Source organism: Streptomyces saintjeani, from assembly GCF_055409605.1.
Map to the genome: position 1 here is coordinate 4,411,978 of NZ_CP189624.1, position 17,774 is coordinate 4,429,751.

Annotated in this window: 25 protein-coding genes and 1 pseudogene; 18 read left to right on the forward strand and 8 right to left on the reverse strand. The window is 68.9% G+C overall.

Annotated features, from left to right (window positions below):
- Positions 1-186: 186 nt before the first annotated feature.
- The 7 genes from ACQCO7_RS19910 (at position 187) to pstB (ending at position 8,680) form a co-directional block, all read left to right on the forward strand.
- Positions 187-2,571 carry an RNA degradosome polyphosphate kinase gene (locus tag ACQCO7_RS19910; protein WP_464073134.1) on the forward strand — a complete coding sequence of 795 codons (2,385 nt, stop codon included), beginning with the start codon at positions 187-189 and terminating at the stop codon, positions 2,569-2,571.
- A 115-nt stretch (positions 2,572-2,686) separates the two neighbouring features.
- Positions 2,687-3,868, forward strand: coding sequence for a CHAD domain-containing protein (locus ACQCO7_RS19915; RefSeq protein WP_464073135.1), 1,182 nt, complete (start codon positions 2,687-2,689; stop codon positions 3,866-3,868).
- 69 nt (positions 3,869-3,937) lie between these two features.
- Positions 3,938-4,366, forward strand: coding sequence for an NUDIX hydrolase (locus tag ACQCO7_RS19920; protein ID WP_464073136.1), 429 nt, complete (start codon positions 3,938-3,940; stop codon positions 4,364-4,366).
- A gap of 219 nt (positions 4,367-4,585) precedes the next feature.
- Positions 4,586-5,722, forward strand: a complete 1,137-nt coding sequence (gene pstS, locus ACQCO7_RS19925; protein WP_464073137.1) for a phosphate ABC transporter substrate-binding protein PstS — start codon at positions 4,586-4,588, stop codon at positions 5,720-5,722.
- 101 nt (positions 5,723-5,823) lie between these two features.
- A complete protein-coding gene (pstC, locus tag ACQCO7_RS19930) occupies positions 5,824-6,816 on the forward strand; it encodes a phosphate ABC transporter permease subunit PstC (protein ID WP_464073138.1) in 993 nt (330 codons plus the stop codon).
- Entirely contained in the window at positions 6,813-7,862 is a 1,050-nt protein-coding gene (pstA, locus tag ACQCO7_RS19935) for a phosphate ABC transporter permease PstA (protein ID WP_050374562.1), read from the forward strand. Before pstC ends, pstA begins: the two co-directional genes overlap by 4 nt.
- Positions 7,863-7,903: 41 nt before the next feature.
- Positions 7,904-8,680 (forward strand): phosphate ABC transporter ATP-binding protein PstB, encoded by a 777-nt coding sequence (pstB, locus tag ACQCO7_RS19940; RefSeq protein WP_464073139.1) that lies wholly within the window; start codon positions 7,904-7,906, stop codon positions 8,678-8,680.
- A 103-nt stretch (positions 8,681-8,783) separates the two neighbouring features.
- Here the strand turns inward: pstB and ACQCO7_RS19945 are convergent, their stop codons facing one another.
- Together ACQCO7_RS19945 and ACQCO7_RS19950 are read right to left on the reverse strand one after the other, a co-directional pair.
- A complete protein-coding gene (locus ACQCO7_RS19945) occupies positions 8,784-9,143 on the reverse strand; it encodes a hypothetical protein (RefSeq protein WP_464073140.1) in 360 nt (119 codons plus the stop codon).
- A 40-nt stretch (positions 9,144-9,183) separates the two neighbouring features.
- Entirely contained in the window at positions 9,184-10,533 is a 1,350-nt protein-coding gene (locus tag ACQCO7_RS19950) for a hypothetical protein (RefSeq protein ID WP_464073141.1), read from the reverse strand.
- 123 nt (positions 10,534-10,656) lie between these two features.
- On the opposite strand from ACQCO7_RS19950, the gene ACQCO7_RS19955 reads away from it, so the two are divergent.
- The 6 genes and pseudogenes from ACQCO7_RS19955 to ACQCO7_RS19980 all read left to right on the forward strand — a co-directional run bounded on the left by ACQCO7_RS19955 (position 10,657) and on the right by ACQCO7_RS19980 (position 12,656).
- Positions 10,657-10,833 (forward strand): hypothetical protein, encoded by a 177-nt coding sequence (locus tag ACQCO7_RS19955; protein ID WP_464073142.1) that lies wholly within the window; start codon positions 10,657-10,659, stop codon positions 10,831-10,833.
- Entirely contained in the window at positions 10,830-11,096 is a 267-nt protein-coding gene (locus tag ACQCO7_RS19960) for a hypothetical protein (protein WP_464073143.1), read from the forward strand. Before ACQCO7_RS19955 ends, ACQCO7_RS19960 begins: the two co-directional genes overlap by 4 nt.
- A gap of 170 nt (positions 11,097-11,266) precedes the next feature.
- Positions 11,267-11,526, forward strand: a pseudogene (locus ACQCO7_RS19965) (SAM-dependent methyltransferase); the annotation flags it as partial.
- A gap of 189 nt (positions 11,527-11,715) precedes the next feature.
- A complete protein-coding gene (locus tag ACQCO7_RS19970; RefSeq protein WP_464073144.1) occupies positions 11,716-12,105 on the forward strand; it encodes a hypothetical protein in 390 nt (129 codons plus the stop codon).
- A complete protein-coding gene (locus tag ACQCO7_RS19975) occupies positions 12,102-12,269 on the forward strand; it encodes a hypothetical protein (protein ID WP_464073145.1) in 168 nt (55 codons plus the stop codon). The genes ACQCO7_RS19970 and ACQCO7_RS19975 overlap by 4 nt, the downstream gene beginning before the upstream one ends.
- Before the next feature lie 198 nt (positions 12,270-12,467).
- Entirely contained in the window at positions 12,468-12,656 is a 189-nt protein-coding gene (locus tag ACQCO7_RS19980) for a hypothetical protein (protein WP_464073146.1), read from the forward strand.
- 12 nt (positions 12,657-12,668) lie between these two features.
- Here ACQCO7_RS19980 and ACQCO7_RS19985 read toward each other — a convergent pair whose 3' ends face one another.
- Complete coding sequence (locus tag ACQCO7_RS19985) at positions 12,669-13,004, reverse strand: metal-sensitive transcriptional regulator (RefSeq protein ID WP_464073147.1); 336 nt, start codon at positions 13,002-13,004, stop codon at positions 12,669-12,671.
- Between the two features lie 193 nt (positions 13,005-13,197).
- Between ACQCO7_RS19985 and ACQCO7_RS19990 the strand changes: the two genes are divergently transcribed.
- From ACQCO7_RS19990 to ACQCO7_RS20000, 3 genes are read left to right on the forward strand one after another with little or no spacing between them, the layout of a single operon-like run.
- A complete protein-coding gene (locus tag ACQCO7_RS19990; RefSeq protein WP_055721076.1) occupies positions 13,198-13,818 on the forward strand; it encodes a DUF47 domain-containing protein in 621 nt (206 codons plus the stop codon).
- 6 nt (positions 13,819-13,824) lie between these two features.
- A complete protein-coding gene (locus tag ACQCO7_RS19995) occupies positions 13,825-14,823 on the forward strand; it encodes an anion permease (protein ID WP_464073148.1) in 999 nt (332 codons plus the stop codon).
- A gap of 15 nt (positions 14,824-14,838) precedes the next feature.
- The gene (locus tag ACQCO7_RS20000; protein ID WP_464073149.1) at positions 14,839-15,219 is read left to right on the forward strand and encodes a VOC family protein; all 381 of its coding nucleotides are present in this window, start codon (positions 14,839-14,841) and stop codon (positions 15,217-15,219) included.
- Positions 15,220-15,314: 95 nt separating this feature from the next.
- On the opposite strand, the gene ACQCO7_RS20005 is transcribed toward ACQCO7_RS20000, so the two are convergent.
- From ACQCO7_RS20005 to ACQCO7_RS20015, 3 genes are read right to left on the reverse strand one after another with little or no spacing between them, the layout of a single operon-like run.
- Entirely contained in the window at positions 15,315-15,506 is a 192-nt protein-coding gene (locus ACQCO7_RS20005; RefSeq protein WP_464073150.1) for a hypothetical protein, read from the reverse strand.
- The gene (locus ACQCO7_RS20010; RefSeq protein WP_464073151.1) at positions 15,493-15,723 is read right to left on the reverse strand and encodes a hypothetical protein; all 231 of its coding nucleotides are present in this window, start codon (positions 15,721-15,723) and stop codon (positions 15,493-15,495) included. Before ACQCO7_RS20010 ends, ACQCO7_RS20005 begins: the two co-directional genes overlap by 14 nt.
- Positions 15,720-15,959 carry a hypothetical protein gene (locus tag ACQCO7_RS20015; protein ID WP_464073152.1) on the reverse strand — a complete coding sequence of 80 codons (240 nt, stop codon included), beginning with the start codon at positions 15,957-15,959 and terminating at the stop codon, positions 15,720-15,722. The genes ACQCO7_RS20010 and ACQCO7_RS20015 overlap by 4 nt, the downstream gene beginning before the upstream one ends.
- 109 nt (positions 15,960-16,068) lie before the next feature.
- Between ACQCO7_RS20015 and ACQCO7_RS20020 the strand changes: the two genes are divergently transcribed.
- Together ACQCO7_RS20020 and ACQCO7_RS20025 are read left to right on the forward strand one after the other, a co-directional pair.
- A complete protein-coding gene (locus ACQCO7_RS20020; protein WP_464073153.1) occupies positions 16,069-16,872 on the forward strand; it encodes a helix-turn-helix domain-containing protein in 804 nt (267 codons plus the stop codon).
- A complete protein-coding gene (locus ACQCO7_RS20025; protein WP_464073154.1) occupies positions 16,862-17,077 on the forward strand; it encodes a DUF397 domain-containing protein in 216 nt (71 codons plus the stop codon). Before ACQCO7_RS20020 ends, ACQCO7_RS20025 begins: the two co-directional genes overlap by 11 nt.
- A 54-nt stretch (positions 17,078-17,131) precedes the next feature.
- Here the strand turns inward: ACQCO7_RS20025 and ACQCO7_RS20030 are convergent, their stop codons facing one another.
- Positions 17,132-17,278, reverse strand: coding sequence for a hypothetical protein (locus ACQCO7_RS20030; RefSeq protein ID WP_464073155.1), 147 nt, complete (start codon positions 17,276-17,278; stop codon positions 17,132-17,134).
- Entirely contained in the window at positions 17,275-17,586 is a 312-nt protein-coding gene (locus tag ACQCO7_RS20035) for a hypothetical protein (RefSeq protein ID WP_464073156.1), read from the reverse strand. Before ACQCO7_RS20035 ends, ACQCO7_RS20030 begins: the two co-directional genes overlap by 4 nt.
- Positions 17,587-17,774: the final 188 nt, after the last annotated feature.

Genomic DNA, 17,774 nt, shown 5'->3' on the forward strand with positions numbered 1-17,774 from the left:
CGTGGTGTTCCATCCTGGACGAGGGGCCGGGGCCGTCACCAACGGCTTTCCCGGGCGGCGACCCGGCCCGCGCCGGCCGCCACCCCAGCCGCCGCCCCGGCTGCCACCCCGCCCGAACACCCCCCGCTATCCCGCACGTCATGTCTCCGTAACCGTCGATTCAGACGAGCTTGCGAGGCTCGGGCAATGAACCAGGCCGTGCCCGAGCCTTCGCCGCCGCCAGAGGGTCTGCCCCCCACGGATCCGCCCCCCGCAGGCGACGCCGCCCCCCTCCCGCCCGCACGCTCCGACGCGCCCGTCCTGCCCCGTGCGCGGAAGAATGGGTTTATGAGCCAGTCCAGCACCCAGTCAAACGCCCAGGCAGAAGCCCAGTACGCACAGCCCTCGGTGGGATCCATAGCGGCGCACCGCCCTCATACGGTCTCCCCCTCGACGGTGTCCGACCTGGAACCCGACATCGACGCCGACCTCGACGCGTACGAGGAGAGCGGGGACGGGGACGAACTCCCGCAGGGCCGGTTCCTCGACCGGGAGCGCAGCTGGCTCGCGTTCAACGAGCGGGTGCTGGAGCTGGCCGAGGACCCGAACACGCCGCTGCTGGAGAGGGCCAACTTCCTGGCCATCTTCGCGAGCAACCTGGACGAGTTCTTCATGGTCCGGGTGGCCGGGCTCAAGCGGCGTATCGCGACCGGCGTGGCGACGCGCTCGGCGTCGGGGCTCCAGCCGCGCGAGGTGCTGGAGATGATCTGGGCGCGCTCGCGCGAGCTGATGGCCCGGCACGCCGCCACATACCACGAGGACGTCGCCCCCGCGCTCGCGGAGGAGGGCATCCACCTGGTCCGCTGGGCGGAGCTGACGGAGAAGGAGCAGGCGCGGCTGTTCACGCTGTTCCGGCACCAGATCTTCCCCGTCCTCACCCCTTTGGCGGTCGACCCGGCGCATCCCTTCCCGTACATCTCCGGCCTCTCGCTGAACCTCGCGGTCGTCGTGCGCAACCCGGTCAGCGGGCACAAGCACTTCGCGCGCGTGAAGGTGCCGCCGCTGCTGTCGCGGTTCCTGGAGAGCTCGCCCGGGCGGTACGTGCCGATCGAGGACGTCATCGGCGCGCACCTGGAGGAGCTGTTCCCGGGGATGGAGGTGCTGGAGCACCACGCGTTCCGCCTCACCCGCAACGAGGACCTGGAGGTCGAGGAGGACGACGCGGAGAACCTGCTCAAGGCGCTGGAGAAGGAGCTCATGCGGCGCCGCTTCGGCCCGCCGGTGCGCCTGGAGGTCGAGGAGTCCATCGACCGCGAGGTGCTCGACCTGCTGGTGCGCGAGCTGAAGGTCTCCGAGGCGGAGGTGTATCCGCTGCCGGGTCCGCTCGACCTGACCGGCCTGTTCCGCATCCACGGCCTGGACCGGCCCGAGCTGAAGTACCGCAAGTTCATCGCGGGCACGCACCGGGACCTCGCCGAGGTGGAGTCGTCGTCCGCGCCGGACATCTTCGCGGCGCTGCGCGAGCGGGACGTGCTGCTGCACCACCCGTACGACAGCTTCTCGACGTCCGTGCAGGCGTTCATCGAGCAGGCGGCGGAGGACCCGGACGTCCTCGCGATCAAGCAGACCCTGTACCGGACGTCCGGTGACTCGCCGATCGTCAACGCGCTGATCGACGCGGCGGAGTCCGGCAAGCAGGTGCTGGTCCTCGTCGAGATCAAGGCACGGTTCGACGAGCACGCGAACATCAAGTGGGCGAAGAAGCTGGAGGAGGCCGGCTGCCATGTCGTGTACGGCCTGGTCGGGCTGAAGACGCACTGCAAGCTGTCGCTCGTGGTCCGGCAGGAGGGGGACACGCTGCGCCGCTACAGCCATGTCGGCACGGGCAACTACCACCCGAAGACGGCACGGCTGTACGAGGACCTCGGGCTGCTCACCGCCGATCCGCAGGTCGGCGCGGACCTGTCCGACCTGTTCAACCGGCTCTCCGGGTACTCGCGCCGCGAGACGTACCGCCGGCTGCTGACCGCGCCGAAGTCGCTGCGGGACGGGCTGGTCTCCCGCATAGACAAGGAGACCCAGCACCACCGCGCGGGCCGGCCGGCGTACGTCAAGATCAAGGTCAACTCGATGGTCGACGAGGCGATCATCGACGCGCTGTACCGGGCCTCGCAGGCCGGGGTCCCGGTCGACGTGTGGGTGCGGGGCATCTGCGCGATCCGCCCCGGCGTACCCGGCCTCTCGGAGAACGTCCGCGTACGGTCGATCCTGGGCCGGTTCCTGGAGCACTCCCGCGTCTTCGCCTTCGGCAACGGCGGCGAGCCCGAGGTGTGGTTCGGCAGCGCCGACATGATGCACCGCAACCTGGACCGGCGTATCGAGGCGCTCGTCCGGGTCACCGACCCCGGTCACCGCGCCGCCCTCAACCGCATGCTGGAGACCGGCATGTCCGACACGACCGCCTCCTGGCACCTCGGCCCCGACGGCGAGTGGACCCGGCACGCCACCGACGCCGACGGCCAGCCCCTGCGCAACATCCAGGAGATGTTCATAGACGCCCGGAGGCGCCGGCGTGGCACAGCGACACCATGACCTGACGGACCACGCCACCGCGAGCGGCCCGGCCGGGGGACCGAACGCCGGGGGACCGAACGCCGGGGGCCTCGGTGGCGGACCGGCCGGGGCACAGGCCGGGGGGAGGAGTGACGTGGTGACCGGGGGACCGTCCGACGGCAGAGGGGACGGGCTCGCGCTCGTGCGCGGCGACGCGCTCGCCGGTTACCTCCGCGCGCAGGCGACCGAGTTCCTGCGGGCGCTGCGGCTGCACCGGGAGACCGGTGCGGGCGCGGCCCCCGTGGACGAGTCCCTGGACGCGGCCCGCGCGCTGCGCCGTTCCGCGCGGCGGATCAGCGGGAGCCTGCACACGTTCCGCCCGCTCCTCGACCCCGACTGGGCCGAGCAGATCCGCCCCGAGCTGGCCTGGCTCTCCGGCACGCTCGCGCAGGAGCACGCGTGCGAGGCCCGCCTGGAGCGCCTCCTCCTCGCCCTGCACCGCCTCTCGGGCGCCCCCACGCTGCCGGAACAGCCGTCCCCGCCCGCCCGCAGAACGCCCGCCACGGCGAGCAGCCGTACGACGGTGACGCCCCCGGCCGGCACACCCGGCACCGGCCACCCGGACACCCCGACGGGTACGCCCCTGGCGCCGGAACCCGGCACGAAGGCCACCCCCACCACCCGCGCAGCGACCCCCGCCACCCCCGACCGCCCCGCCCTCACCGTAGGCGCGGCCAAAGCCGGTGCCCTCCTCGACCGCCAGCTCACCCTCGCCCGCACCCGAGCCCACAGCACCGCCCTCCAGGCCCTGGGATCGAGCCGCTTCCACGCGGTGGCCGACAAGATCGCCTTACTCGCCAGCGAGGTGCCCCTGACCCCAGGGGCCCAGAGCACCCCCCTGGCGCACCTGGCAGGCGCGGCGGAGGAGCGCCTGACAGCGGCGATCACGGGCCTCCCGCTGCTCACGGCGGGCCACCCGTACAACGCGGAGGCCCTCATCCACGGCCTCTCCCCGGAGACGGCCCCGCACCCGCAGGACACCCCCTGGCATCAGGTCCGCCTGCTGCTGCGCCTGCACCGGTACGCCCTGGAGGTCCTGGACGGCGAGTCCCTCCAGGACGCCCGCCTGATCCAGGCCGGCGAGGCCCTGGACCGCCACCGGGACGCGTCGGAGGCGGCGGCAGCGGCGGCGCACGCGGCCCGCACGCCGAGGATCGCCCCGGCGACGGCGTACGCGCTGGGCGTCCTGCACGCGGACCAGCGGCACGAGGTCGAGGCCGCCCGGTACGCGTTCCAACAGAGCTGGCAGGCACGAACGCTGACGCCGTCGCCGTAAGGCAGAGAGCCGTAAGCCAGCGAGCCGTAAGGCAGAGAGCCGCAAGCCAGAAAGTCATAAGGCGGAAACATGACCGAGGCCACCATCCAGGCAGCGGGCTGCGTCCTGTGGCGCACGTCCCCCATCGACGAGGACCTGGAGGTGTGCCTCGTCCATCGCCCCAAGTACGACGACTGGTCGCACCCGAAGGGCAAGCTCAAGCGCGACGAGGCCCCCCTGGACGGCGCACTGCGCGAGGTCGAGGAGGAGACGGGGTACACGGCGAGGCCGGGGGCCCGTCTCCTCACGCTCGCGTACGAGGTGCACGGCCGCCCGAAAGTGGTCCAGTACTGGGCGGCGGAGGCGACGGAGGGCGCGTTCACCCCGAACGACGAGGTGGACCGCATCCTGTGGCTCCCCCCGGCCGCCGCCAGGAATCGCCTGACCCATCCGAGGGACAAGGACCTCGTGGACGCCCTGCTGACGGCGATCAGGCGCTCTACGGTGTCGTGGACGTGAGCATTCGTGTCCTCGACGTAAGCGTTCCGTGACCTAACCACACCGCCTTCAGGGGTTCACCCGCCGTTCATATGGGCCCATCGGCGCCTTCACCTGATCTGCTTAATTTCGGCCTTACACGGCACGGAACGCAGCACGACGGACGTTCCCGGGCCGCACAGTCTTCGCCTCGCACGCCGCCGGATTCAGGACGGCGGCTCTCGGAAGGATCTCCCTCAAGTGAAGCTTCAGCGCAAGAACCGGCGGGCACTCGCTCTCGGCGCTCTCGCCGTCTCCGGCGCCCTGGCCCTCACGGCGTGCGGCTCCGACGACACCGGCTCCAAGAGCAGCGACACCAGCTCCTCGGCCGCCACGTCGGGCAACGCGGGCTCGGTCAAGTGCGACGGCGCGAAGGGCCAGCTCCTTGCCGACGGCTCCTCCGCGCAGAAGAACGCGATCGGCGCGTGGGTGAAGAACTTCACCCAGGCCTGCCCCGGCATCCAGATCAACTACAAGGGCCAGGGTTCCGGCGCGGGCATCACCGCGTTCAACCAGGGCACGGTCGCCTTCGCCGGCTCGGACTCCCCGCTGAAGCCCGAGGAGATCACCGCCTCCAAGTCGGTCTGCTCCGGCGGCCAGGGCATCGACCTCCCGATGGTGGCCGGCCCGATCGCCGTCGCGTACAACCTCTCCGGCGTCTCCGACCTGGTGCTCGACGCTCCCACGATCGCGAAGATCTTCAAGGGCGAGATCACCAAGTGGAACGACCCGGCGATCGTGAAGCTGAACCCGAGCGCGAAGCTCCCCGACGTGAAGATCCAGCCGTACCACCGCTCCGACGAGTCGGGTACGACGGACAACTTCACCAAGTACCTCAAGGCCGCCGCGCCGAGCGACTGGACCTTCTCCGGCGGTAAGGCCTGGCAGGCGAAGGGCGGCCAGTCCGCCTCGGGTTCCTCCGGTGTCGCCGGCGGCGTCAAGCAGACCAACGGCGCGATCGGCTACATGGAGCTGTCGTACGCCAAGGACGGCCTGAACGCGGTCGCGATCAACACCGGCGCGGCTGCCCCGGTCAAGGCGTCCTCGGACGGCGCGACCAAGGCCGTCGCCGCCGCGCAGGTCGTCGGCACCGGCTCCGACCTGTCGCTCAAGCTCGACTACACCACCAAGGCCGAGGGTGCGTACCCGATCACCCTGGTGACGTACGAGATCGCCTGCGACAAGGGCAACAAGGCCGCCACGCTGCCCGCCACGAAGGCGTTCCTGCGCTACGTCGCCTCCGCCGACGGCCAGAACCTCCTGTCGGGCATCGACTACGCGCCGATCCCCGACGCCATCATCACGAAGGTCCGCTCCACCATCGAGGGCCTGAGCTGATCTGACGGCGCGGCCCGGGGAGTACGACGCTCCCCGGGCCGCGCCATCCGGTGCACCGCCGCCCGGAGCCCACCGGCTCCCGCAGACCGGAGAACCCAGACATGGACACGACGCAAATAACCGACACACCTCCCCCCACGGCACCCGCCCCCGTGGTCAGGAAGAAGAGCACGGGCCGCCTCGGCGACAAGGTCTTCCTCGGCCTCTCGCGCGGCTCCGGCATCTTCCTGCTGGTCATCATGGCCGCGATCGCGGTCTTCCTGACCTACCGCGCGGTCCTCGCGATCAACAAGGACGACGGCAACTTCCTCACCACCTTCGAGTGGAACACGGGCCTCGTCCCGCCGAAGTTCGGCATCGCCGTCCTGGCGTTCGGCACGATCGTGTCGTCGCTGGTCGCGATGCTCATCGCGGTCCCGGTCGCCGTCTCGATCGCGCTGTTCCTCACCCACTACGCCCCCCGCCGGCTGCGCGGTCCGATCGCCTACGTGATCGACCTGCTCGCCGCGGTGCCGTCCATCGTGTACGGCCTGTGGGGCGCCCTGATCCTCGTACCGCACCTGGACGGCCTGTTCGGGTGGCTGAACGACTACCTCGGCTGGACCGGGGTCTTCTCGTGGGACGAGGGGCCGGCGCGCTCGCTGCTCACCGTCTCGGTCCTGCTGGCGATCATGATCCTGCCGATCATCACGAACGTCAGCCGTGAGGTCTTCCGCCAGGTCCCGCAGATGCACGAGGAGGCGGCGCTCGCCCTCGGCGCGACGCGCTGGGAGGTCATCCGCATGGCCGTCCTGCCGTTCGGCCGCTCCGGTGTGATCTCCGCGTCGATGCTCGGCCTCGGCCGCGCGCTCGGCGAGACGATGGCCGTCGCGACGGTCCTCTCCCCGGACTTCGACATCCACGCCAGCCTCCTCAACCCCGGCGGCGGCACCTTCGCCCAGAACATCGCCAGCAAGTTCAGCGAGGCGAACGACTTCGGCCGGGACGCGCTGATCGCCTCCGGTCTCGTCCTGTTCGTCATCACGCTGCTGGTCAACGGCGCGGCGCGGCTGATCATCGCCCGCCGCAAGGAGTACTCGGGGGCCAACGCATGAGCACCGCGACCGTCAAGAGCACCCTGCGCGGGGCGAGCCTGCCGAAGTGGACGCCGTGGGCGATCGCCGCCGGTTCCGTCGCGCTCGGCCTCGGTGTCAGCGCCGCAGCCGGACTCGACAGCAGCATCCAGTGGGCGCTGATGGCGGGCGTCTTCTTCGTCGTCGGCACGTACGGCATCGCCGCTCGCGTCGAGGGTCCCCGGCAGGCCAAGGACCGGGTCGCGACCAGCTTCGTCTGGGTCGCCTTCCTCCTCGCGCTGGTCCCGCTCACCTCCCTCGTGTGGGCGACCGTCCAGCGCGGCGTCAAGGTCCTCGACTTCTACTTCCTCTCCCACTCGATGGGCATCGTCGCCGACACCGATCCCGGCGGCGGCATCTACCACGCGATCATCGGCAGCCTCGAACAGGTCGGCCTCGCGACCGTGATCGGCGCTCCGGTCGGCGTGCTCACCGCGGTCTACCTCGTGGAGTACGGGAGCGGCAACCTCTCCCGGGCCGTCACCTTCTTCGTCGACGTCATGACGGGCATCCCGTCGATCGTCGCGGGCCTGTTCATCCTCAGCCTCATGCTGATCTTCGACATGGAGCCGTTCGGCTTCGCGGGCTCGCTCGCGCTCGCGATCCTCATGATGCCGGTGGTGGTCCGCTCCACGGAGGAGATGCTCAAGCTCGTCCCGAACGAGCTGCGCGAGGCGTCCCTCGCGCTCGGTATCCCGAAGTGGCGCACGATCCTGAAGGTGGTCATCCCCACCGCGATCGGCGGCATCACGACCGGCATCATGCTCTCCATCGCGCGCATCGCCGGCGAGACCGCGCCCGTCCTGCTGCTGGTGTTCGGCAACCCGTTCATCAACAACAACCCCTTCGAGGGTGCGCAGGAGTCGCTGCCGCTGTACATCTACAAGCAGTACTCGCAGAGCGCGGGCTCCGAGGCGGCGTTCGACCGTGCCTGGGCCGCCTCTCTGACGCTGATCGCGTTCGTGATGATCCTCAACCTGGTGGCGCGCGGCATCGCCCGCTGGAAGTCCCCCAAGTCCGGTCGCTGACGCGACCTCCTAGTCAGCGACTGTCTGGAAGTGAAGCAGCTATGTCCAAGCGAATCGACGTAAGCGGACTGACCGCCTACTACGGCTCCCACAAGGCCATCGAGGACATCTCGATGACCGTCGAACCCCGCACGGTCACCGCGTTCATCGGCCCCTCCGGCTGCGGCAAGTCGACGTTCCTGCGCACCCTGAACCGGATGCACGAGGTGACCTCCGGCGGGCGCGTCGAGGGCAAGGTCCTGCTCGACGACGAGGACCTGTACGGCCCCAGCATCGACCCCGTGTCGGTGCGCCGCGAGGTCGGCATGGTCTTCCAGCGGCCCAACCCCTTCCCCACGATGTCCATCTTCGACAACGTCGCCGCGGGCCTGCGCCTCAACGGCAACTACAAGAAGAGCGAGCTGGCCGACGTCGTCGAGAAGTCCCTCAAGGGCGCGAACCTCTGGAACGAGGTCAAGGACCGCCTCAACAAGCCCGGCTCCGGGCTCTCCGGCGGCCAGCAGCAGCGGCTGTGCATCGCCCGCGCGATCGCGGTGGAGCCGAAGGTCCTCCTGATGGACGAGCCCTGCTCGGCCCTCGACCCGATCTCCACCCTCGCCATCGAGGACCTGATCGGCGAGCTGAAGGAACAGTTCACGATCGTCATCGTGACGCACAACATGCAGCAGGCGGCCCGCGTCTCCGACCGCACCGCCTTCTTCAACCTCGCCGCGGTCGGCCAGCCCGGCAAGCTCATCGAGATCGACGAGACGGAACGCATCTTCTCCAACCCGTCGGTCCAGGCCACGGAGGACTACATCTCCGGCCGCTTCGGCTGATCCCTCCGGTCACAGACCCCTCGCGGTGCTGCATGGCGGTGCCACCGCGAGGCCGTAAAGGGCCCGCTCCCTGTTCGCAGGGGGCGGGCCCACGCGCGTTCGTTCAGACGCCCTCGACGGCCTCGAAGATGTCGGCGTCCGTCTCCTGCTGCCACTCCGGCAGTTCGCCCCAGTCGGCGACGTACCCCGGCTTCGGGTCCTCGAAGTGCCGGTACATCTGAGCCGTCCAGCAGACGGCGACGAACCGCCCCTTCTGCTCCCGCGACAGCCGGGCCGCGTGCCCGCCACTCAGTACGAGGAACTGGCGCACCTGCTCATACACGGCCCCCGCAGCCTCGCGCTCCCAGCCGGGCATGTCCTCCCACGGGGTCACGTAGCCCGGCTTGGGCTCGCCGGGGAAGTGCTTGCGTACGCCGGCGATCCACGCTTCCCGAAAGACTCGCGAGCCGTCGTTCTCGGACACCCATCTCCTCTGGCCTGCCACGTGACCCGAGCGGCACGCCCTAAGCCACCGCCTTCTGCCGGGCCAACTCCCGTGCCCGTTCGTTCAGTTCACGTGCTCGCGCGTTGCCGAGATGCGGCCGGATACGGCGGCGCATGATCGCGAAGTGTTCGTCCGCCCGCGCCGAGGACAGCGCGGCGTAGTCGTCGAGGAACACCTCCCAGGTCGCGCAGGCCGCTTCGAGGTGGCCGACTTCGAGCTGGCGTTGGGCGAGGAGACCGTTCGCGTGAGCGTTGCCCTGCTTCTCCATCGGGGGACGGGCCCGGTTGGACGCCTTCATGGCTTGGATGGAACCGGGCACGTCCCCCAGCGCGTGGAGAACGCTCGACACATGGAACTCGTACGCCGCCCGGTCGTACCCGCCGACCGCGTCCCGCCTGTTGTCGGCCTTGGACAGGGCCTCTTCCGTCTCACGCAGACGCGCGAAAGCGAGGCGGCTGTCCTTCACGAGGGCCGCTCCGTGGGCCTGTTGCCCACGCAGGAAGGCTTGCAGCCGGGGCCCGGCCGAAGGCGCGGCCTCCGCTGCGGAGTCCGCGAGTTCGAGGGCCTTGTTCGCGTGCTTCAGGTTGGCCGCCTGCAAGGCCATCCCACGGAGCGTGCGGCAGTAAGTGACCTGATCCGAACCGGCTTTGGCCAGCCCGAGGGCCTGCCGGTAGTACCGCTGCCCGAGCCCGTGCGCCTTCTCGTACATGGCCATCCACCCCGTGAGATACACGAGGTCGGAGGCGGCGGCCCGCATGTCGTTCCTGACGGCGTCCGTCCCGTCGGCACGCAGATAGGACGCGACCGAGTTGACGATGAAGGCGGCGGCCATCGGACGCGCGTGCGCCCCGCCCAGCTCGTCGAGGATGTCCGCGATCCGGTCCGTCATGCTGCGGACGACGGCGACGTCCCCGGGCCCGATACGGACGGTACGGCCGGCCGCCTGGTGGTCGAGCCGGTCCAGCGTCTCACCGGCGTCGTCGAAGCGGGGTACGGCGAGCGCTGCCGAGTAGAGCGCGGTCGTCAGGACCGTACGGCGAGACGGGTCCATGTCCGCCCTTCCCGTGTCGACGAGACCCTCGACGGTGTCGATCGCGTGGGCCTGCGCGGTCGGTGTCGCCCCGAAGCCCGCTTCCTCGAAGGTGACGGGGCGTCCGAGCCGTCTCGACAGGGCTTCCACGACGGCGGCCCGTGCGGCCTTGCGCGGTACGGACCCTTTGAGCCAGTGCGCCACCGACGACTCGTCGTAGCGAAGTGTCAGGCCCTGTTCCGTCCCGATCCTGTTGACGGACGCCGCGAACTGACAGTGCTTGAAGTCCGCTTCGTCGAGCAGCCTTGCCAAGTTCTCGTTCGGTCGGCCCTTCGCCACGGTCCACCACTCCCCGCGAACTCAAGCGTTCAACTCGTTCAAGTCGTAGCTCCTCGTCCACAGTACCGCTGACCGTGCACGGCTGGTTGCGTATAGCGACAACGACAGCGGAAGGCACGAACGATGCGAGCAAGACCCCTGGCCCTGTCCGGACTTGAACCCGTCCCGCGCGAGGGATGCCGCGTCTGCGCCGCTCTGGGCAGGGAACGGGAGACGGCACGCCGGACCGGCAACGACACGAAGGTCCAACGGCTCAACCGCGAGTTGGAGAACCATCCGCACCGGGAGGTCCAGCCGTGACCGTTCCGCACCCTCATGCGCCGAGCCGGTACGCCGAGCGCATCCACACACGCGGACGGACCGTCGCTCCCGTACGCCGGCTCATCCTCATCAGCCTCGTACCCACCGCTCCCGGCGCCTGCGCCAACTGCCTCGGCTGGACGCGGCTCTGGTGCTCCGCCTGCCTGGGGTGGGGAGGGTGCACGGAATGCGCGTACACCCGCCAACTCCCCTGCCCTGCCTGCACCGACAGCCGCTCCGCCCGGCAACGGCGGCCCGGATGAAGCACTTTGCCCGGCTCCACTGGCAGGCCGCGTACATCGGCGTCGCAGCCGTCAGCTCCATCCTCCTGCTCGGCCTGGCCGTACTCGACCGCCCCTGATTCCCCTCAACTCCCGTCCGGTCGTAGGACGGTCGGCGATTCACGACCGGACGGGGGCCGAAGGGCCAGAGTCCCCGGCACCTGTTCCCGTTGGTGAAGCAACGCCTCACCCCCGGCGGCCGGCTCATGTTCTCCCAACCGGCCCCCAGGGCATGTACAAGGGCGGCTTCGCCGGACCGGCGACATACACCTACCGCTACAGCTACACGCCGGCCGTGTGGCGAAGTCTCCTGCGGACGGCTGGGTTTGACGAGGTGTCGGTACGTGCCCACGACGCCCCGGAGGCCGGCCACATCGGCACGCTGATCGGGTACGGGATCGCGTCCCCGTAGGGCTCGCGCCTTGTTACCCGACAGTTCCTGACGGGATATCGGGACTTTGCAGCAACTGCGTGCGCTGGAGCCGATGTTGGTGCTAGCGTGCGCCTAACCACAACAAAAAGTGGCCCCATCAGGACTCGGAGTGTTGTCGCACTCCGCTGACGGGGCCGTGACGACAAGCATCTCGAAAGGTCTGTCGCCGTGCGTCATGCTATCGCGCGCGCCATTTTCGCGTGCCTCCACACCCTCCTCACCCTCGCCCTCCCCGCCTCGGGGCAGCGCCGCAAGCCCCCCACCGCAGCGGTCCCCGCACCCCCGCAGCCGTACGTCAGCCCGTGGTCCCGCCCCTGGACCGGGCCCACGAAGGAAGAGGCCGCGGAGTTCTTCTGCCTCCAGGCCGAAGCGGACGCCGTACGGCAGATCCTCGCCGAACGCGAACGCGCACGCGCACGCGCGCTCCAGGACCCGGCCGAGTACGAACTCCAGCAGGAACGCCAACTCGCGGCGGCGTACGCGACGTTGGGCATCGACTACCCGTACACCTACCCCAACGCCCCCTTCACCGCCGAAGACTTCGGGACCCGCGTATGAACCGCGACGCCCTGACGACCGACCCGCCCACCTCCCTGTGGGCCGTCTGCACCCGCTGCGGACGCTGGACCCGCGCGGCGGTGGAACTCCCCGACCCCGGCCCCGTCCGGTACGCGTGCCCCGACTGCGTACTCCGTACAGAAACCGGACCCGGAAGTCACTGAGCCCCCGCGTACCGTCCACGGCCGCCGTCGTGGACGGTACGCATGCCGCCGTAGGTGACAGGTGTGACCGAAGAGGTCTGTGACAGATTCGGTCGCCGGGTGGGCAAGAACTAGCCCTTCCGTGCCATGCGCCGCGTGTGGGCCGCTGCCTACTCTAGGAAGCCGGGTTCGGCTTCAGCAGGGACGAGGTGAGGTGCGGTGGCTCCGGGGGGCGGTACGGCGGTGCAGGATCACGTGGCACTCGCCGAGATCGAACTGTGCGGGGAGCTGATGATCGCGGCGTCCTCGACGGACGGGGAGCGGCTCAGCCTGGACTCGATCGACGAGGTGCTGAGGGTGGTGCGGGTGCGGGACGACGAGACGCCCGGGGCCGAGCCGCCTCACTGACGGCGGCGTACGTCACGTACGCAGCATCCGCCCGATCGCCTTCGTCGCCTCCTCCACCTTCGCGTTGACCTCGTCGCCCCCCTTGAGCGCCGCGTCGGCCACGCAGTGCCGGAGGTGTTCCTCAAGGAGTTGCAGCGCGAAGGACTGGAGCGCCTTCGTGGACGCGGAGACCTGCGTGAGTATGTCGATGCAGTAGGTGTCCTCGTCGACCATGCGTTGCAGCCCCCGGATCTGGCCCTCGATCCGGCGCAGGCGCTTGAGGTGTTCGTCCTTCTGCTTGTGGTAGCCGTGCGTCGCGTGCCCGGCGGTCTCCTCGGAGGGCGTTTCCTCGGCCTGCGTGGTCGTCATCGCGTCCTCCGGTTCGTCTCGTATACCCCTACTGGGTATATCGTAACCAAGTTTGCTGGGTATAGGGGTCTTGGTCCCACCCCGTGCTGGTCACTGTGCCTGATGGGCGACACTGGGGACGGCCCCTTAGCCCTGACCGGATGATGCGCTTAGCATCAGCCTGACCGAAACCGATGCATACCGAGGACCCCACGTGCGCTTTCGTCTGACCCCCAGGGAGACGAGCTTCTACGACATGTTCGCCGCGTCCGCGGACAACATTGTCACGGGCTCGAAACTCCTGATGGAACTGCTCGGGGCGGACACCGCCGGCCGGGCCGAGATCGCAGAGCGTATGCGGGCCGCCGAACACGCCGGTGACGATGCGACGCACGCGATCTTCCACCAGCTGAACTCCTCCTTCATCACGCCCTTCGACCGCGAGGACATCTACAACCTCGCGTCCTGCCTCGACGACATCATGGACTTCATGGAGGAGGCCGTCGACCTCGTCGTCCTCTACAACGTCGAGGAACTCCCCAAGGGCGTCGAGCAGCAGATCGAGGTGCTGGCGAGAGCCGCCGACCTCACGGCCGAGGCGATGCCGAACCTGCGGACGATGGAGAACCTCACGGAGTACTGGATCGAGGTCAACCGGCTGGAGAACCAGGCGGACCAGATCCACCGCAAACTGCTGGCCCACCTCTTCAACGGCAAGTACGACGCCATCGAGGTGCTGAAGCTGAAGCAGATCGTCGACGTCCTCGAAGAGGCCGCCGACGCGTTCGAGCATGTGGCGAACACGGTGGAGACCATCGCCGTCAAGGAGTCCTGAACCGTAGTGGACACGTTCGCCCTGGTCGTGACCATCCTGGTCGCGCTCTTCTTCACGTACACCAACGGCTTCCACGACTCCGCCAACGCGATCGCCACCTCGGTCTCCACCCGCGCGCTCACCCCGCGCGCCGCGCTCGCCATGGCCGCCGTGATGAACCTCGCGGGGGCCTTCCTCGGCTCCGGGGTCGCCAAGACCGTCAGCGAGGGGATCATCCAGACCCCCGAGGGGTCCAAGGGGATGGGCATCCTCTTCGCCGCCCTCGTCGGCGCGATCACCTGGAACCTCGTCACCTGGTACTTCGGCCTCCCCTCCTCGTCCTCGCACGCCCTGTTCGGCGGGATGGTCGGCGCCGCGCTCGCCGGGGGGACCACCGTGTACTGGCACGGGGTCCTGGAGAAGATCGTCCTCCCGATGTTCGTCTCGCCCGTCGTCGGGCTCGTCGTCGGGTACCTCGTCATGACCGCGATCATGTGGATCTTCCGGCGCGCCAACCCGCACAAGGCCAAGCGCGGGTTCCGTATCGCCCAGACCGTCTCCGCCGCCGGGATGGCCCTCGGCCACGGCCTCCAGGACGCCCAGAAGACGATGGGCATCGTCGTGATGGCCCTCGTCATCGCCGACGTCGAGGACTACGGCGACCCGATCCCCGTCTGGGTCAAGATCGTGTGCGCGGTCATGCTGTCGCTCGGTACGTACGCGGGCGGCTGGCGCATCATGCGCACGCTCGGCCGCAAGATCATCGAACTCGACCCGCCGCAGGGCTTCGCCGCCGAGACCACCGGCGCGTCGATCATGTTCACCACGGCGTTCCTCTTCAAGGCGCCGATCTCCACGACCCACGTCATCACCTCCGCGATCATGGGCGTCGGCGCGACGAAGCGCATCAACGCCGTGCGGTGGGGGGTCGCGAAGAACATCATCCTGGGGTGGTTCATCACGATGCCGGCGGCGGGGGCCGTGGCGGCGGCGGTGTACGGGGTTGTGAAGCTGGTGACGCTGTAGGGGATGCTGGGCGCCATGGTGTCTGTGGTGCAGAACGTGGCGGTCGACTGTGGGGACGCGTACGCGCTGGCGCGGTTCTGGAGCGGGGTGACCGGGGGGTCGCTGGGGCCGGAGGACAAGCCGGGGAACCCGGAGACGCTGGTGGCGCTGCCGACGGGGCTCGTCCTCTACTTCAACCAGGTGCCCGAGCCGAAGCGGGACAAGAACCGGCTCCACCTGTGCCTGCGTCCCGAGACCTCGCGGGACGAGGAGGTGGAGCGGCTCCTGTCACTCGGCGCGGCCCTCGTCACCGACCGGCGGGATGCGGACGGTACGGGGTGGGCGGTGCTGGCCGATCCGGAGGGGAACGAGTTCTGCGTACTGCGGAGCGAGTCGGAGCGGGAGGTTTCCGGGTGACGTGAGGGATCAGGCGGCGAAACGGGCCACGGCCCACGCCACGACGAGGGTCCACACGGCCGCGGCGAGGACAACCACGACGGTGCACACAGCCCTCATACGAGTTCCAGTGTGGACGGCCGCGCGTTCCATTCGATGCCGCCGCCTTCGGGCCGTACCCACGCCTTGAGAATCGGCTTCCGGTACGCGGGAAGCCGAGTCTCGTCCACGTCCTCACAGATGGCCATGAGGACGCCGGTACGCACGCCGTCCGTGACGGTCTTCCCGATGTGCTCAGCGGTCACCATGGGCCGCCTCCCTCTTGCAGTCGGGACAGTTCGGGTAGGGGCAGGGGGTGAAGGTCGGCACCGGAAGCTCGATCTCGCCGGTCTGGACGTTGAGGACACCTCCGTACTCGGTCCGCCAGTCCGTCAGGGGCGCCGCGTCGACTTCTTCCGTGCCGTCCAGGAGCTGGACGAGCTGGGGCTCACCAAGGGCGCTGATGCGAGCGTTGGGCCACCTCACGGGGTCACCTCGCTGTGCGCCTCCGCCACGTGCCGCGTCCACAGCACGGCCGCGTCGCTCGCCGCCGACGGGTCGCGGTTCTCGTTCGGCTTGCCGTCCTTCGTCTTCGTGGCCATGCGCTTGAACCACTCGTCGACGAACACCTTGCAGCCGTCACAGTCCCCGATGATCTCGGGCGTGATGAACGGCTCCCAGGGGGAGGGCTGTTCGGGCTTCTCGCTTGTACCGTTGGGCACTGTCGTCTACCTCCGGATGGGTTTCGCCTATCCAGGGAACTGCCCATTCCGTAGGTCGCGGTACTGGCATTCTTGTGTCAAGCCGCGTGACACAAGGGGGCGTTAAGTTTTGGCCAGAACCTACGGGGAGTGGTTGAAGGCGGCGCGGGAGGCCAAGGGGTGGTCGCAGCAAGAATTAGCCGCGAAGGCGTTCCTGTCGCGATCACAGATCGCCAACTTCGAGTCGGACCGTAGGACGCCCACCAAAGAAGACGCCAGGCAACTGGACAGCGCGCTGGAACTCGGTGACGTGCTGGAGACGTTCCGTCCCGGCGCTGCGGAGGAGGGGGACGTTCCGAGTTGGTTCGAACGCGGGCGGCAACTTGAGCAACAGGCCGTGATCATCCGCGAGTTCGGCCTCATCTTCGTCCCTGGCATCCTGCAAACCCCCGCGTACGCCGATGGGTTGATGAGGCAGGGGTACCCGGCGATCAGTCCTGAGCAGCGCGCCAAGTACGTTGACACACGCATGAAGCGGGGCGCTCGGCTTGACGACCCCATGACGCCCGTAGTTTGGGTGCTTCTGGAAGAGGGCGTACTCAGGCGCCCAGTGGTACCGCCCCCGGTCATGGCGGAGCAGTTGGAGCACATCGCGGACCTCGGCGAAAAGGAGAGGATCCGGGTGCATGTGCTGCCCTACGGTAAGGGGGTCCAGATGCTCGACGGCCCAGTCACGATCCTGCGGTTCGAGGATCAACCGCCGGTTGCGTACACCGAAGGGACGCGTACGGGCTACGTGCACGACTCCCCTAGCGTGGTGCAAGTGATCGAAGATACATACGATCTCGCCTTGGGGGATGCCGAGTCGCATGATGCGTCCCTGGTCATGATCAGGGAACAAGCACAGGAATACAGGAATCGAGATGCCGAGTAAGCACATCGCGGACGCGTCCACGCTGAGCGGCTGGCGGAAGTCGTCGTTCAGCAATCCACAGGGCGGGAACTGCCTCGAAGTCTTGGACGGCCACCCGACAGGCGTCCCGGTCCGCGACAGCAAGACCCCCACCGGACCGGCCGTAGTCTTCTCCGACACCCACTGGGGTGTTTTCGTGGACGCCGTGACACGCGGCACCATCTGACGTCAGCACAAGACAGAGCCCCCGTCGGAATACTGACGGGGGCTCTGCCGCGCCTCAGAGGAGTACGCAGTCGGGGCAGGCGTACCGGACGGGGCCGGGGCTGGGGAGTTCGACGGCCGCGCGGGTCCAGCGTCCGCAGCGGGTGCAGACGGCCCAGAGGGAGCCGGGCGGGGCGTCGGTGGTCAGGGCGTCGCGGTTCATACGTGGGTCCCGAAGTCCTCGGCGGTGAAGGGGGCGCCGGGGAAGGTGTACGGGTAGTCGATGCCCAACGTCGCGTACGCCGCCGCGAGTTGGCGTTCCTGCTGGAGCTCGTACTCGGCCTGGAGGCGGAAGAACTCCGCGGCCTCTTCCTTCGTGGGCCCGGTCCAGGGACGCGACCACGGGCTGACGTACGGCTGCGGGGCTGTGGGAGCCGCTACTTGCTTGCGGCGCCGTCCCTTGGCGGGGAGGGCGAGGGTGAGGAGGATGTGGAGGCACGCGAAAATGGCGCGCGCGATAGCATGACGCACGGCGACAGACCTTTCAGGGAGATGTCGTCACGGCCCCGTCAGCGGAGTGCTACAACACTCCGAGTCCTGATGGGGCCACTTTTTATTGTGGTGCAGGCACGCTAGCACCAACATCGGCTCCAGCGCACGCAGTTGCTGCAAACTCCCGATACCCCGTCAGAAACTGTCGAGTAACAAGGCACGGGGCC